This is a genomic window from Geodermatophilus nigrescens (genome assembly GCF_900129495.1).
In the GTDB taxonomy this organism is placed as follows: Bacteria; Actinomycetota; Actinomycetes; order Mycobacteriales; family Geodermatophilaceae; genus Geodermatophilus; species Geodermatophilus nigrescens.
Window position 1 is genome coordinate 1,134,323 of the sequence record NZ_FQVX01000002.1, and the last position, 14,865, is coordinate 1,149,187.

Consider the following 14,865-nt stretch of genomic DNA (forward strand, 5'->3'; position numbering starts at 1 on the left):
AGGGCAGCCGGGTCAGAGCAACCGGGTCAGAGCAACGGGGTCAGGGCAACCGGGTCAGGGCCAGCAGCGCGACGTCGTCGGCCCGGCGCGGCCCGGTGAGCGCGGCGAGCAGCCGGTCGGCCAGCACGCCGGGGTCGGCGTCCCCGCCGTCGCGGGCCGCGTCGGCGGCGACCGTGCGCAGCCGGGCCAGGCCGTCGTCGAGGTCGGCCGTGCGGCTCTCCACCAGCCCGTCGGTGTAGAGCACCAGGGTGGCGCCGGGCAGCAGCACGCCGGTCCACTCCGGCGCCGGGCCCGGCGGCGCGCCGAGCAGCCGGCCGGGGACGACGTCGAGCAGCTCGGCCCGCCCGCCGGCGACCACCAGCGGCGGGAGGTGCCCGGCCGACGCGATCCGCAGCGCCCCGGTGGCCGGGTCGAGCCGGGCGAACAGCGCGGTGGCCATCCGCGGCAGGCCGAGCAGCGGCCAGCTGCCGTGCAGCCGGTCGACCAGCTCGGCCGGGCCCGGCCGCTCGGCCAGCAGCGCGCGGTGCACGCTGCGCAGCTGGCCCATCGTGGCGGCGGCGGTGACGTCGTGGCCGACGACGTCGCCGACGGCCAGCGCCACGTCGCCCTCGGGCAGCGGCACGACGTCGTGGAAGTCGCCGCCGACGTCGGCGCCGCGGCTGCCTGGCAGGTAGCGCGCCGCCACCGCGAGGCCGGGCAGGTGCGGGGGCGCCGGCGGCAGCAGGCTGGCCTGCAGCGTGTGCGACGTCCGCGACTCCAGCTCGAAGCGCGCGGCGACCTCCATGCCCTGCGCCATCTGCAGCGCCAGCTGCTCGGCGGTGTCGACGTCGGCCTCGGTGAACGAGCCGCGCCGGACGTCGTTGCCCAGGGTGATCACCCCGAGCGGCCGGTTGTCGACCACCAGCGGCACGCAGATGAGGTCGGTGACCTCCAGCGCCCGCGAGATCGCCAGGTGGCCGGGGCCGGAGGTGAACCGCGCTCGCAACGCCTCGTCGATGCCGCGCAGCCACACCGTCCGGCGGCCGACCATCGCCTGCACGCTCGGGTGGGAGCCGTCGCGCCGCGGCAGGTGCACGTCGCGCAGCTCCTCGATGAGTGACCGGCGCGTCGGGTCGGCGTGCGCGACCACCGGCTCGGTCAGGCCGTGCTCGGTCACCAGGTCGATGACGCACATGTCGGCCAGCCGCTCCACCGCCAGCCGGGCGAGGCCCTCGCTGGTCTCGGCGACCCCGTGGCCGGCGGCCATCAGCCGCGCGGCGTCGAGCAGGAACGCCGAGCGGGTGGCCTGCCGGGCGGTCTCCTCGTGCAGCCGGACCCGCTCCAGTGCCTGCCCGGCCTGGCGGCCGAGGGTCGCCAGCAGGTCGGCGTCGGCGGGCGCGAGCGACCCCCGCGTGCCGGGCTCGGCGAGGCTGATGAGGTCGCTGTCGTCGGTGACGCCGAGGACGAGCACGAGCGCCCCGAGGTGCCGGTCGTCGGTGGCCGACACCGGCACGACGACGATCGCCTCCTGCCCGGCCTCCGCCAGCAGCTCCGCCAGCAGCGGCCAGCGCCCCCGCAGCCCCGGGCCCAGCGGCACCGTGCGCACCCCGCCGGTGCGCACCAGCTCCGCGCCCGCGCCGGCGGCCTCCGCCATCGCGGCGAGCAGCTCGGGGCCCAGGCCGTCGGCCGAGGCGAGCTCGACCGGCACCGGCCGGCCCTCGACCGGGCGGCCCGGCCCGCCCGCCGCCAGCCACAGCCCGGCGCCGCCGGCCTGCACCGCCTGCCGGGCCCGGCGGACGACGACGTCGGCGACGTCCGCGGGCGTGGCCGCGGCGGCGAGCTCGGACACCACCTGCTGCAGCGTGCGGGCGCGGCCCTCGGACTCCTCGGCGGCCCGCTGCGCGGCGAGCAGCGCCCGCTCGTAGCGCCGCCGCGAGGTGGCCTCGAACACGGTGGCGCGGATGAGCAGCGGTCGCCCGTCGGGGTCGCGGACCTCGACGGCGTTGACCAGGCACGGCAGCACCGACCCGTCGGCGCGGACGACGTCGAGGGCCACCTCGCGCACCGCGCCCTGCAGCCGCAGCAGCGGCGCGAGGTGGGTCTCGTAGTAGACCCGCCCGCCCGCGCTGAGCAGGTCGGGCAGCCGGCTGCCGCGGATGTCGTCGGGAGCCCGGCCGGTCCAGGAGCAGAAGGTGCCGTTGACCTTGACGACCCGCCCGTCCGGGACCATCGACAGGTACCCGCAGGGCGCGTTCTCGTAGAGGTCGGCGGGGTCCTCCTCCAGCAGCCGCGCCAGCCCGCCCGCCCCGTGCTCCCCCTGCACCGGCGCTCCCTCAGGTCCCCGCGAGGAGGAAGGTCCGGATCGCCGCCGCCGTCTCCTCCGGCGCGGACAGGTGCGGGCAGTGGCCGGTGGCCGCCAGCTGGTGGAAGACGCTGCCGGGCACGTGCGCGTGCACGTACCGGCCGACCGGCTCGGGCGCGATCGTGTCGTCGGTGCACTGCAGCACCAGCGTGGGCACGGTGACGGCGGGCAGGTCGGCGCGGTTGTCGGAGAGGAACGTGACCCGCGCGAACTGGCGGGCCACCCCGGGGTCGGTGCGGCAGAAGCTCTGCTGCAGCTCGGCGGCGACCTCGGGGTTGCCGGGCCCGGCGACGACCGGCGCCAGCGCCGCCGACCAGAGGTCCGGGTCGCTGTCGAGGGAGTCCAGCAGGCCCGCGATGTCGGCGCGGCTGAACCCGCCGGTGTAGCCCTCGTCGTCGACGTAGCGCGGGCTCGGCCCGACCATCACCAGCGCCCCGAACAGCTCCGGCGCCCGCCGGACGGCGAGCACGCCGATCATGGAGCTCACCGAGTGGCCGACCAGCACGACGTCGGAGAGGCCGAGCTCGCGGCAGATCTCGACGACGTCGTCGGCGTACCCATCGAGCGTGCCGTAGCGCCGCGGGTCGTAGGCGCCGACGTCGGACGAGCCGGAGCCGACGTGGTCGAAGGTGACCACGCGGTGGTCGACGGAGAAGTGCGGGACGACGGCCCGCCACATCGCCTGGTCGCAGCCGAAGCCGTGTGCCAGCAGCATGGGCCGGCCGGTCGGCGGGCCGCTCACGCGCACACAGTTCCGCGTGATCACGCTCACCGTACCGACCGTAACGGACGCCGCCGTCTGTGTCCCCGTCCCGTTCCACACCGGCGCGGGGCCGCAGGTCAGCGGGGTGCCCGGCCGGCCGGGGCGCCGGGGCGGGGACGCCGGGAGCCGGGTGCCGGGCGCGACGACGGGCCCGGCACCGGGTTCACCAGCGGGAGGTGCCGCAGTCGCGGCAGCGCTTCTTGGCCGTCGTGGTCTCGCCCTGGCAGTTCGGGCAGGACCAGGTGGCCCGGTCGGTGGTGCGCTCGGTCGGTCGCTCGGTGACGGTCGTGGTCATCTCTTCTCCCCTGTCGTCCGGGAGCCCCCGACGGTAGGCAGCCGGGATGACGGGGAGATGTCCTGCGGGTTGCGGAAGGTTCCGGATCTCCCCTGACTCCGCGTCCATCCCGCCACGGGGCGCTGGCGGCGCACTGGGAACGGGCTGCAAGCCGGCTCCCCAGTCGCGGCCCAGTCCCCTGCAGGCGGCGGGCGGGAGCGTCCTCCCCAGCGAGCCGGACCACGGCTCCCCACCGAGGAGGCACTGCCATGACCCGCACCCGCCTGACCCGCACGCTGCTCCGCACCGCCGTCCCCGTGGCCGCGATGGCCACGGTCCTGGCCACCGCCGGCACCGCGTCGGCCGACTCCTACGCCTACAACGCCTACGACACGGACTACAACGGCTACTACGACCAGTACGCCTTCGACGACAGCGGCGACGGGTACGAGGACACCTGGGCGATCGACTGGGACGAGAACGGCTACGTCGAGCAGGTCGCCGTCGACACCGACGGGGACGGCTGGGCCGACACATTCGCCTTCGACAGCGACGAGGACGGCTACAGCGAGGAGGTCGGCGTCGACACGACCTACAACGGCCTGCCCGACGTGTGGGGCGCCGACAGCGACTACGACGGCTTCATCGACGCCGTGGCCTACGACCACGACGACGACGGCTACGCCGACTGGTCGGAGGCCGCCGTGCCCTCCTCCTACGCCTACGCGACGGTGACCTACGTCTTCGCCGAGGCCGACGGCTGGGCCTACTGGGAGGTCGGCGTGGAGTACGGCTACGGCCTGACCGGCGACCACGACAACGGCAGCACCGGCATCGCCGCCCCGGAGTCGGGCACGGTCGAGTTCTCCGGCAACTCCGCCGACGACGACGCCGCGTCCGACGCCTTCGCCGAGGCCCTGCGCACCCTGTTCTGACCGGGCCGATGAGTCCGGGGGCCGGCGCCGGTCGGGAGGACGTGAGCACCCTCCTCCTCGTCCCCGGCGCCGGCGGCCGCGCCTGGTACTGGCACCGCCTGGTCCCCGAGCTGGAGAGCCGCGGGCACCGGGCGGTGGCCGTCGACCTGCCGGCCGGCGACGACGCCGCGGGCCTGGAGCGCTACGCCGCGGTGGCGACGGCCGCCCTGGACGCGGCGGCCGGGAGCCGCCGGGACGCCGACGTCGACGGGGACGTCGTCGTGGTCGGGCAGTCGATGGGCGGGCTGAGCGCGCCGCTGGTGGCGGCGCGCCGGCCGGTGCGGCTGCTGGTCCTGCTCAACGCGATGGTCCCGCGGCCCGGCGAGACCGGCGGGCAGTGGTGGGAGGCGGTCGGCCAGGCCGCCGCCCGCGCCGAGCTGGCGCGGGCGCAGGGGCGCCCCGAGGACGACGACCCCGACAGCGACTTCTCCCACGACGTCCCGCCGGAGGTCTGGGCGGCCGGCGCGGACCAGCCGTTCGCGCAGTCGGGCACGCCGTTCGCCGAGCCGTGGCCGCTGCCCGCCTGGCCCGACGTGCCCACCCGCGTGCTGGCCGGGCGGGACGACCGGTTCTTCCCGCCCGCCCTGCAGCGGCGGGTGGCCCGCGAGCGGCTGGGCCTCGACGTCGACGAGGTGCCGGGCGGCCACCTGTGCGCGCTGAGCCGGCCGGCCGAGCTGGCGGAACGCCTGGACGGGCTCGTGCGGGAGACGACACGCCCGCACGCGTGACGCGCGGCCCGCGACGGCGCAGGATGGACGGCCGCCCGTGGTGCCGGTCATCCGGTACCACGCGGTCCGATCGCCACCCCGAGCACGAGGGAAGTGCATTGCCGGCCACCCCGTCCGACGTCGTCCCCGACCCAGAACTGGCCCGCGAGCAGGAGTACGTCAGCGACCTCTACGCCCGGCTCGACGCCGCCCGGGCCCTGGCCGAGCAGCGGTGGAGGCAGGCGATCACCTGGCCCGCCGTCGACCCGCAGGCGCTGCAGGAGCGCGACGCGACCGTCCGCTTCCACGGGGAGCGGATGGTCGCGCTCGACGCGGCCGAGGCGGGCCTGTGCGTGGGCCGCATCGACCGCGAGGACGACGGAGGCGCGCTCTACGTCGGCCGCATCGGCCTGCCCGCCGACGACGCCGGCGGCGACCCGGCGCTGGTCGACTGGCGGGCGCCGGCTGCCCGGCCGTTCTACGTGGCCACGCCGGTGCACCCGCTCGGCATCGTCCGGCGCCGGCACATCCGCACCCGCGGGCGCACCGTCGTCCGCCTCGACGACGAGCTGCTCACCACCGGCATCGCCGGGTCGGGGCTGACCGGCGAGGCGGCGCTGCTGTCGGCCCTGGACGCCTCGCGCACCGGCCGGATGACCGACATCGTGCGCACCATCCAGGCCGAGCAGGACCGGATCATCCGCAGCGACGCCGCCGGCGTGCTGGTCGTCCAGGGCGGGCCGGGCACCGGCAAGACGGCGGTCGCGCTGCACCGGGCGGCCTACCTGCTCTACACGCACCGCGAGCGGCTGGCCCGCCGCGGCCTGCTCGTCGTCGGCCCGACGCCCACCTTCCTGCGCTACATCGCCGACGTGCTGCCCTCCCTCGGCGAGACCGGCGTGCTGCTGGCCGGGCTGGGACAGCTGCGGCCGGGCCTGGACGCGCGCGGCGAGGAGTCGCCGGAGACGGCGGCCGTGAAGGGCCGGCTGGAGATGGTCGACGTGCTGCGCGCCGCCGTCCGCGACCGCCAGGTGGTGCCCGACGCGCCGGTCGAGGTCGTCGTCGACGGCTTCCCCCTCAAGCTGCGGCCGATCGACGTCAGCCGGGCGCAGGCCGCCGCCCGCAAGGCCGACCCGCTGCACAACCTGGCCCGGCCGGTGTTCGTGCGCCGGGTCGTCGACCTGCTGACCCGCCGCTACGTCGACCGCATCGGCGCCGGAGTGCAGGCCGGGCCCGACCTGCTCGACCGGGAGGACGTCGCCGCCCTGCGGAGCGAGGTGGCCCAGGACCCCGGCGTGCGCTCGCTGCTCGCGCGGCTGTGGCCGGTGCTCACGCCGGAGCGACTGCTCACCGACCTCTACGCCGACCCCGCGCGGATCGCCACGGCCACCCCGGGCTGGTCCGACGCCGACCGGGCGCTGCTGCACCGCCCGCGCCCGTCATCCGCCCACCCGGCGGCGTGGACCCCGGCCGACGTGCCGCTGCTCGAGGAGGCCGAGGAGCTGCTCGGGTTCGACGACAGCGCGCAGCGGGCCCGCGCCGACCGCGACCGGCAGCGCGCGCTCCGGCGGGCGCAGGAGACCCTCGACGTGCTGCACGGCTCGCGGTCGGTGGACCTCGAGGACGAGCACCTGGAGGCCGAGGTGCTCAGCGCCGGCGACCTGCTGTCGGCCGAGGACCTCGCCGACCGGCAGCGCGAGGTCGACCTGCGGACCACCGCTGAGCGGGCCGCCGCCGACCGCACGTGGACCTTCGGGCACGTGGTGGTCGACGAGGCGCAGGAGCTCTCGCCGATGGCGTGGCGGCTGCTGGTGCGCCGCTGCCCCACCCGGTCGATGACCGTCGTCGGCGACGTCGCGCAGACCGGCAGCCTGGCCGGCACCGACCGGTGGGAGGCCGTGCTCACCCCGCACGTCGGCAACGCGTGGCGGCTGGAGGAGCTGACCGTCAACTACCGGACGCCGGCCGAGGTGATGGCCGTGGCCGCCGACGTGCTCGCCGCGACCGGCACCGGCCTCACGCCCCCGCGGTCGGTGCGCACCGGCGGGGCGCCGCCGGTCGCGGAGGTGACCGGCGAGTCGGGCCTGGCGTCGCGGGCGGCGTCGGTCGGGGCGGACCTGGCCGCCGGCGAGGGGACGACGGCGCTCGTCGTGCCGCCGGGCCGTCGCGACGAGGTGGTCGCGGCGCTGGCGGAGCTGCGGCCGGACGTCCAGTCGGGCCCGGACGCCGACTCCTCGCTCGGGCCGGTGGTGCTGCTCCCGGGCGAGGCCAAGGGGCTGGAGTTCGACTCGGTCGTCGTCGTGGACCCGCAGGGCGTGCTCGACGAGGGCGTGCGCGGACTCAACGACCTGTACGTGGCGCTGACCCGGGCCACCCAGCGGCTGACGGTGCTCTCCCCCGGCCCGCTGCCGGCCGTGCTCGGGGCGCTGAAGCCGGCGGCGGCCTAGTCCTCTCGAGCGGAGTCGTGCTCTGCCCACGGGGACGGGGCAGAGCACGACTGCGCTCGGGGAAGGGCACCTGCTCCCGGGCGGTCCAGGAGGCAGGGCCGCTCAGGCGGCAGGGCCGCTCAGGAGGACGCGACCGCCGGCCGGAGGACGACGCCGCTGGCCGGGCGAGCCGGGATGCGGTGCAGCGCGATGGTGAGGTCCTGGTCCTCCGGGATGTCGACCGGCGCCGCCGCCAGCCGCGGGGCGAGGGTCGCCAGCAGCGCGATGGTGATCTGCTCGCCCGGGCAGCGGTGGTTCGTGCGCGGGTCACCGCCGCCCTGCGGCACCAGCTCGAACTCGCCGATCTCCCGGCCGAGGAATCGCTCGGGCCGGAACGCGTAGGGCTCCTCCCACAGCGCCGGGTCGTGGTTCTGCCCGTACAGGTCGAGCAGCACCATCGAGTTCTTCCGGATCGTCTCCCCGCCGAACTCCAGCCGCTGCGGCGCCCGCCCGCCGATGAACGGCGCGAAGGGGTAGAACCGGCGCACCTCGTGCGCCCACGCCTCGGCGAACCCCGGGTCGGCCGAGGCGAGCTTCCCGCGGTACCCGGGCCAGCGGGCCAGCGCGTGCCCGCTGAAGGCCATGAACCAGGCGACCGCCGTCGTCGGGCGGATGACGTTGAGCAGCTCGACGGCGGCCACCCGCGGGTCGAGCAGCGAGCCGTCGGCGTCGCGGTGCGCCGACACCACGGCCAGCACCGAGCCCGCCGGCGCGGGGAGCTCCCCCGCCCGCACACGCTGCACGACGTCGGCCAGCCAGCGCTCGCGCCGGCCGCGCGCCCGCCGCGCCCGCCAGTGCCGGGGCCCGCCGGTGGCGAAGCCGTCGACCATCGCGAGCAGGTCCCGGGTCAGGGCCGGCACCTCGGCGTCGGTCACGGGGATGCCGGCCCAGCGGGTGACCGAACCGGCGATCACCTCCGCGGAGGCGTCGAAGAGCACCACCTGCGGCCGGGTGGCCCAGTCGCGCACGGCGTCGTCCCAGGCGGCCGCCGTCCGCTCCGCGAGGGCGTCGATGCCCGCGCCGTCCATCAGCATGGCCACGAACATCGCCTTGCGGACGCGGTGCGCCTCGCCGTCGAGGGTGTGCACGGCCCCCTTGCCGAACAGCGTGCCCTGCACCGGCTCGGGGATGGCGTGCGAGCGGCGCACGTGGTCCTCGTCGTAGAGGAACCGGGCGGCGTCGGGACCCTCGATGCCCACCGCCGGCAGCCCGCCCAGCCGCGTGCCGACCGCCCGCGGGCCGCGGGCCCGGCGCAGGTCCGGCAGCCAGGCGTAGCCCTTGGTCAGCAGGGCGATCGAGTTCTCCAGGCGCATGGCCCGGCGGGTTCCCCGACCGGCAGGAGGCCAACCGCCCGGCCGGAGCCGGCCGCCCGGCCGGGGCCGGCCGCTCAGCCGGGGCGCTGGGACTGCAGGCGGTCGTCGCGCGGCTCGCTGGCAGCGTCGGCGGGGCCGTCGGAGGCGTCCGCGCCGTCGCGGCGCCCCGCCGACCGCCCGTGCCCGAGCCGGCGCAGCAGCGCGCCCACCTCGGCGGCCGCCGACGTCGTCGCCGCGCCCTCCGGCAGCCGCGCGGCCACCTGCTGCAGTGCCTCGGCGAGGTCGCGCTCGTCGGCGTCGAGCATCCCGCGGTAGGCGGGGTCGAGCAGGTAGCCGGTGGGCGGGGTGGACAGGCAGCCGATGAGGTCGAGCAGCACCTCGAGCCGACGCGCGGCCTCGGCGGGCGGGGTGCTGCCGCGCGACATCGCGACCGTCTCCACGTCCTGCTCCCACAGGCGGCTGCGGGCGGCGTCCTCCCGGAGCGCGAGCACGGTGCCGGTGCGGTGCCGGGGCTCGCGGCCCGGCCCGGAGACGGCGCTGCGCACCTGGTGGGCGATGCGGATGAGGTCGTCGTCGAGCATCGAGGTGCCCACGAACAGCACGTGCCGGGTGAGCAGCAGCGAGTGCAGGACGCCGGCCAGGGCGGCCCGCGAGTCGCCCAGCTGCAGGTACTCCTCGCGCGTGAGGACGACGCTCTCCGGGTGCGCGGCGTCGCCGTGCAGCTTGAGCAGCCACGGCTTGCCGGGCCGGGCCTCGTCGTAGGGCAGCACCGACAGCTCCCGGCCGATGTCGGCGGCGGCGAGCTCCACCAGCGGGTCGTAGTTCGTCGTCACGAACTCCTGCACCGGCAGGTCGGCGATCAGCGCGTGCGCCAGCGCGTAGGGCCCGGGGCCGAAGCGGTCCTGCACGAACTCCTGCAGCCGGTCGCGGCCGAGCTCGCGGGCCAGCAGCGCCGCGGAGTCCTGGGGCGGCAGCTGCGCGAGCCCGGCGCGCAGGTCCTCGTCGAGGCCGGAGCGGCCGGCGAGCTCGCCGAGCAGCTGCTCCCACGTGGGCAGGCCGGCCGCGGCGCTCACCCCCGCGCCGATGAACAGCGCCAGCTGGCCGCGCCGCGCGCGCTCCCCCAGCTGCTCGGCGAGCGTGCGCAGCGTGTCCGGCAGGTCCCAGCCGGTGTCCTCGCCGCGGCGGATGCGCTGGGCGGCGGCGAGGTCGCTGGGCCCGCGCAGCACCAGCGCGACGTCGAAGCCGTGCTCGTCGGCGGCCTCGCGCAGCACCGGCAGCAGCTGCTGCAGCAGGTCCCCGCGCCGCCCGGCCGCGCCGCCCCAGCCGGTGCCCAGCGCCGGCAGCCCGACCAGCCGGCGCGCCCGGCCGTGCACCGGCTCGGTCACCTCCCGGCGGGCGACGGCGGCCAGCGCCTCCCGGGCGCCGTCGAGCAGCCAGTCCAGGCCACGGCCGCAGTCGTCGACGGTGTCGAGCAGCCACGCCTGGCGCGGGCCCTCCCCCGGCACGGCCAGCACCCGCTCGTCGCCGGACCACGCGAGGTCCACGCAGACGCCCTCGTGGTCCTCCTCGGCGACCAGGTCGGCCGGGAGCAGGTCCCGCCAGCTCGCGGCCACCCGCAGCGTGCGGCCGGTGGGCACCAGGACGTCGTCGCAGGTCAGGCGGGTGAGGTCGGCGCCGACGACGAAGACGTGTCCGCTCACGCCCCTCCCCTACCCACCCCGCCCCCGGGGCGGAACGGGACCGGGGCGTTCCGCCTCAGGCGCTGCCGCAGCCCCCGGCCGAGCAGGCGCAGCCACCGCAGCCGAGCGGGCGGGCGGGCGCCGGCTGCCGCGCCACCGTGCGCAGCCCGGCCGCGGCGACCAGCAGCGGCACCCCGGCCACCCCGGTGGCCAGCGCCGCCACGACGGTGGCGACGTCGGCCGCGCGGCCGGTGCCCTGCACCAGCGCGGTGGCGGCCAGCAGGCCGCCGACCAGCAGCGCCCACACCAGCAGCGCCAGCCCGCCCCGCCGGGCGGCGCCCCCGCGGGCGAGCGCGACGGCGGCCGCGCCGACCAGCGCCAGCGGCACCCCGAGCAGCAGCACCCACCCGGTGAGCGGGGCGGAGAGGACGGCGACGGCCACCGCGGCCAGTCCCCCGGCGACGGCGAGCCCGCCGGGCAGCGCCGTCCCGGCCCGGAGCAGCTGCGCGCCGCGGGCGGCGGCGAGCACGCCCAGGGCACCCAGCAGCAGGCGGGCGCCGAGGTCGCCGGTCAGCACCGCGACGACGGCCACGACGGCGACGACGAGCAGCGCGACGCCGAGGGCGGCCCGCAGCGGCCAGGCACGGCGGGCGGCCTCCTGCTCGGTCGGCGCGGCCGCCGTCCGTCCCGGGGTCCCTGCTGCCGTACCTGCTGCCGTGCGTGCTGCCGTCGGGGTCGCCACGGAGGCCAGTGTCCCGCATCCGCCGGCCGGGGTGGCGGCGCACCCGGCAGGCGGGGCGAGGACGTGCGAGGCTGCACCGGCCGCGCAGCCCACCGCGGCACGGGACGACGGGAGGCGCGTGGCCGAGGAGGTCGCCCCCGCCGTCCGGCGTGCCGCGCGGAGTCCAGCGCTCCGCCACACCGCCCGCGCCGGCCTGCTCGGCTACGCGCTCATCCACCTGCTCGTCGCCTGGCTCGCGCTGCAGCTGGCGTGGGGCCCGGGCCGGGCACGCACCGCCGGGCGCTCGGCCGACTCCGCCGGGGCCCTCGACGTCCTGGCCGAGTCCCCACTCGGCGACGGCCTGCTCTGGGTGCTCGCCGCGTCGCTGGCCGGGCTGTGCCTGTGGCAGGCGGTGGAGGTGCTGCGCCACCACCGCGGGGTTCCACCGCCGGGACCGCGCCGCCGCGAGGCGCTCGGGCAGCTGGGCAAGACCGTCGGGACGGCGCTGCTCTACGGGTTCCTCGCCGTCTCCGCCGTCCGCGCCGCGTTGGGCGACCGGTCGGGGCGCCGCGAGGAGGAGGAGACGGTGCGCGGCGTGCTCGGCTGGCCCGGCGGCCAGGTGCTCGTGGTCGCCGTCGCACTGGTCGTCGTCGGCATCGGCGCCTACCACGTGCGCAAGGGCTGGCGGTCGGACTTCCTGGGCGAGATCGAGCTGTCCACCGTCGCCCCGACCCTCCGCGCGCTCACCCACCGCGCGGCCCAGGCCGGGTTCGTGCTCAAGGGCGTCGCGCTCGTGCTCGTGGGCGCGGTGGTCGGCTGGGCGGCGGTCACCGTCGACGCCGACAGCGCCACCGGCCTCGACGGCGCCCTGCGCACGGTGGCCACCTCGCCGGTCGGCCCGGCCGCGCTGACCGTCGTCGCCACCGGGCTGGCCGCCTTCGCCGTGTACCTGCTGGCGCGGGCCCGGCACCCCGTCGGCTGAGCCCGCGCGCTCGACCCGCGCGGTGATCGTCTCCGTGCCACGCTGAACGGCGCACGGGGGTGCGACGACGGGAGGCCAGACGATGAGCGGTACGGGGTCGGTGACGGGCGCGGCCGGCCGCGCGGGCAACAGCGACGCACTGGAGAACCTGGCCCGGGTCGGGTTGATCGCCTACGGCGTCGTCCACCTGCTCATCGCCTGGCTGTCCCTGCAGCTGGCGTGGGGCGGCGGCGGCCAGTCCGCCGACCAGTCCGGCGCGCTGGCCACCCTCGCGGAGTCGCCGGTGGGCAAGCCGCTGCTCTGGGTGCTCGCGATCGGCCTGGTCGCGCTGGCGCTGTGGCAGGCCGCGGAGGTGTTCCGCTGGCGGTCGGGCTGGTCGGCGTCGGGCGACCAGCGGAAGAAGGCGCTCGGCCGCTCGGGCAAGGCGGTGGCCAAGGCCGTCGTCTACCTCGTCCTCGCGGTCACCGCGTTCCGCGCCGCGACCGGCGGCGGGCAGTCGAGCTCGGGCCAGCAGCAGCAGACCGCGGCCGGCGTCTTCGGCTGGCCCGCCGGGCGCTGGCTGGTCGGGCTGGCGGGCCTGGTCGTCGTCGGCGTGGGGATCTACCACGTGGTCAAGGGCGTGACGAAGAAGTTCCTCGAGCAGGTCGACCTGTCCTCGGCGCCGCAGTCCGCGCGCCGGACGGTCACCCGCCTCGGGCAGGTCGGCTACCCGGCGAAGGGCGTCGCGCTCGGCGTCGTCGGCGTCCTGTTCGTCTGGGCCGCGGTCACCTTCGACCCCGCCAAGGCCTCGGGCCTCGACGGCGCCATGCGCACCATCCTCGACGCGCCGTTCGGCCGGGTCCTGCTCACCCTGGTCGCGCTCGGCATCGCCGCGTTCGGCGCCTTCTGCTTCGTCCGGGCCCGCTACCCCGAGCGGACGTGACGGGCGGTCTCCTCGCCCGGGTGCACCGCGCGGTCACCGCCGCCCGCGAGGTCACCGACCACCCGGTCCTGCGCGCGCTCGCCCGGGTCGGGCTGGTCGCCTACGGCGTGGTGCACCTGCTCATCGCCTGGCTGACCTGGCGGGTGTCCCGCGGGGCGGAGGAGGCCGACGCCGACCAGACCGGCGCGCTGCACGCGGTCGCCGGCACCCCGGGCGGCGGGGTGCTGCTCTGGGCGATCGGGCTGGGCCTGCTCGCGCTGGCGCTGTGGCAGGCCGGCGAGGTGCTGCTGTGGTGGCACGGCGTCCTCGACGGAGCGCACCGGCTCCGCGCCGCCGTCGTCTGCGCCAAGTGCCTGGCGAAGGCCGCCGTCTACGCCGTCCTCGGCGTCACGGCGCTGCTGTTCGCCGTCGGCGCGGAGTACGAGGCCGGCGCGCGGCTGCGGGAGCTCACCGGCGAGACGCTCGAGGTGCCCGGCGGCGCGGTGGCCGTGGGCGCGGCGGCGGTCGGCATCGTCGCCCTCGGCCTCTACTCGCTGTGGCGCGGGGCCACCGGCGGCTTCATGAAGGACGTCGACCTGCCCGCCGCCCCCGACCGGTTCGAGCCGGTGATCGAGGTGATCGGCCGGGTCGGGTACGCGGCCAAGGGCGTGGCGTTCGGCGTCGTCGGCGTGCTGCTGTTCCGCGCCGCGACGACGGCCGACGTCTCCACCGCCACCGGCCTCGACGGCGCGATGACGGCGATCGGCCGCACGGGCGCGGGCCCGGCGCTGCTGGCCGTCGTCGCGGCCGGCTTCGCCGCGTTCGGCGTGTACGCCCTGGCCCGCGCCCGCTACCCCGACCGCGACCCCTCACAGTGACGTGCTGGGACGGCCCTCGTGCAGGGGCCCGCGCCGAGCCTGCGAGGCGTGGGGGGCACGGGGGTCCTTCGCCTAGGTGCGGGGTCCGCCGGCGACGTAGACGACCTGGCCGGACACGAAGCCCGCGCCCTCGCTGACGAAGAACGAGACGGTGTGCGCGATGTCCTCGGGCGTGCCGGCGCGGGCCACCGGGATGGCGGCGGCCCGCTCGGCCACGTACTCGTCCCAGTCGCGGCCGATCCGCTCGGCGGTCGCCTTGGTCATCTCCGTCTGGATGAAGCCGGGGGCGATCGCGTTGGCGGTGACGCCGAACTTGCCGAGCTCGATCGCGAGGGTCTTGGTGAAGCCCTGCAGGCCGGCCTTGGCGGTGGCGTAGTTGGCCTGGCCGCGGTTGCCGAGCGCCGAGGTGCTCGACAGGTTGACCACGCGGCCCCACTTCGCATCCACCATGTACTTCTGGCACGCGCGCGCCATGAGGAACGAGCCGCGCAGGTGCACGTGCATGACCAGGTCCCAGTCGGCGTCGGTCATCTTGAACAGCATGTTGTCGCGGGTGACGCCCGCGTTGTTGACCAGGACGACGGGCGGGCCGAGCTCGGCGGCGATCCGGTCGACGGCGGCCTGCACCTGCTCGGCGTCGCCGACGTCGGCCCCCACCCCCAGCGCCCGCCCGCCGGCGGCCTCGACGGCCTGCACGGTGTCGGCCGTGGAGGCCTCGTCGAGGTCGAGGACGGCGACGGCGAACCCGTCGGCGGCCAGGCGCAGCGCGGTGGCCGCGCCGATGCCGCGGGCGGCGCCGGTGACGATCGCGACGCGGGCGGGGGACTCGCTCATGGGGAGGCTCTC

General features: G+C 77.3%; 13 protein-coding genes. 6 read left to right on the top strand and 7 right to left on the bottom strand.

The genetic code is table 11. The annotated features are described in order from the left end of the window. Window positions 1–40: 40 nt before the first annotated feature. The 3 genes from BUE37_RS12935 to BUE37_RS24840 all read right to left on the bottom strand — a co-directional run bounded on the left by BUE37_RS12935 (window position 41) and on the right by BUE37_RS24840 (window position 3,399). Window positions 41–2,302, bottom strand: coding sequence for a SpoIIE family protein phosphatase (locus BUE37_RS12935; RefSeq protein ID WP_073420506.1), 2,262 nt, complete (start codon window positions 2,300–2,302; stop codon window positions 41–43). A gap of 10 nt (window positions 2,303–2,312) precedes the next feature. Further along, window positions 2,313–3,083 carry an alpha/beta fold hydrolase gene (locus BUE37_RS12940; protein WP_245794582.1) on the bottom strand — a complete coding sequence of 257 codons (771 nt, stop codon included), beginning with the start codon at window positions 3,081–3,083 and terminating at the stop codon, window positions 2,313–2,315. Window positions 3,084–3,267: 184 nt separating this feature from the next. After that, a complete protein-coding gene (locus BUE37_RS24840) occupies window positions 3,268–3,399 on the bottom strand; it encodes a hypothetical protein (protein ID WP_281248085.1) in 132 nt (43 codons plus the stop codon). 248 nt (window positions 3,400–3,647) lie between these two features. Here BUE37_RS24840 and BUE37_RS12945 point away from each other — a divergent pair, with 248 nt between their 5' ends. The 3 genes from BUE37_RS12945 (at window position 3,648) to BUE37_RS12955 (ending at window position 7,506) form a co-directional block, all read left to right on the top strand. After that, on the top strand, window positions 3,648–4,313 hold the full coding sequence (locus tag BUE37_RS12945; protein WP_073420508.1) for a hypothetical protein: 666 nt from the start codon (window positions 3,648–3,650) through the stop codon (window positions 4,311–4,313). Window positions 4,314–4,354: 41 nt separating this feature from the next. Further along, window positions 4,355–5,080: an alpha/beta fold hydrolase gene (locus BUE37_RS12950; RefSeq protein WP_073420509.1), complete on the top strand. Its 726-nt coding sequence runs from the start codon at window positions 4,355–4,357 to the stop codon at window positions 5,078–5,080. Between the two features lie 98 nt (window positions 5,081–5,178). After that, on the top strand, window positions 5,179–7,506 hold the full coding sequence (locus BUE37_RS12955) for a HelD family protein (protein WP_073420510.1): 2,328 nt from the start codon (window positions 5,179–5,181) through the stop codon (window positions 7,504–7,506). Window positions 7,507–7,625: 119 nt separating this feature from the next. Here BUE37_RS12955 and BUE37_RS12960 read toward each other — a convergent pair whose 3' ends face one another. The 3 genes from BUE37_RS12960 to BUE37_RS23870 form a co-directional block, all read right to left on the bottom strand. Beyond that, entirely contained in the window at window positions 7,626–8,858 is a 1,233-nt protein-coding gene (locus BUE37_RS12960) for a cytochrome P450 (RefSeq protein ID WP_073420511.1), read from the bottom strand. A 74-nt stretch (window positions 8,859–8,932) separates the two neighbouring features. After that, window positions 8,933–10,558, bottom strand: coding sequence for an SIR2 family NAD-dependent protein deacylase (locus tag BUE37_RS12965; protein WP_073420512.1), 1,626 nt, complete (start codon window positions 10,556–10,558; stop codon window positions 8,933–8,935). Window positions 10,559–10,613: 55 nt separating this feature from the next. After that, complete coding sequence (locus BUE37_RS23870; protein WP_073420513.1) at window positions 10,614–11,279, bottom strand: hypothetical protein; 666 nt, start codon at window positions 11,277–11,279, stop codon at window positions 10,614–10,616. A 118-nt stretch (window positions 11,280–11,397) separates the two neighbouring features. On the opposite strand from BUE37_RS23870, the gene BUE37_RS23875 reads away from it, so the two are divergent. The 3 genes from BUE37_RS23875 to BUE37_RS12985 all read left to right on the top strand — a co-directional run bounded on the left by BUE37_RS23875 (window position 11,398) and on the right by BUE37_RS12985 (window position 14,019). Next, window positions 11,398–12,240, top strand: coding sequence for a DUF1206 domain-containing protein (locus BUE37_RS23875; protein WP_073420514.1), 843 nt, complete (start codon window positions 11,398–11,400; stop codon window positions 12,238–12,240). Between the two features lie 82 nt (window positions 12,241–12,322). Beyond that, the gene (locus BUE37_RS12980) at window positions 12,323–13,162 is read left to right on the top strand and encodes a DUF1206 domain-containing protein (protein ID WP_073420515.1); all 840 of its coding nucleotides are present in this window, start codon (window positions 12,323–12,325) and stop codon (window positions 13,160–13,162) included. Then, window positions 13,159–14,019: a DUF1206 domain-containing protein gene (locus tag BUE37_RS12985; protein WP_073420516.1), complete on the top strand. Its 861-nt coding sequence runs from the start codon at window positions 13,159–13,161 to the stop codon at window positions 14,017–14,019. Before BUE37_RS12980 ends, BUE37_RS12985 begins: the two co-directional genes overlap by 4 nt. Window positions 14,020–14,091: 72 nt before the next feature. Here BUE37_RS12985 and BUE37_RS12990 read toward each other — a convergent pair whose 3' ends face one another. Next, window positions 14,092–14,853, bottom strand: coding sequence for an SDR family oxidoreductase (locus BUE37_RS12990; protein ID WP_073420517.1), 762 nt, complete (start codon window positions 14,851–14,853; stop codon window positions 14,092–14,094). Window positions 14,854–14,865: the final 12 nt, after the last annotated feature.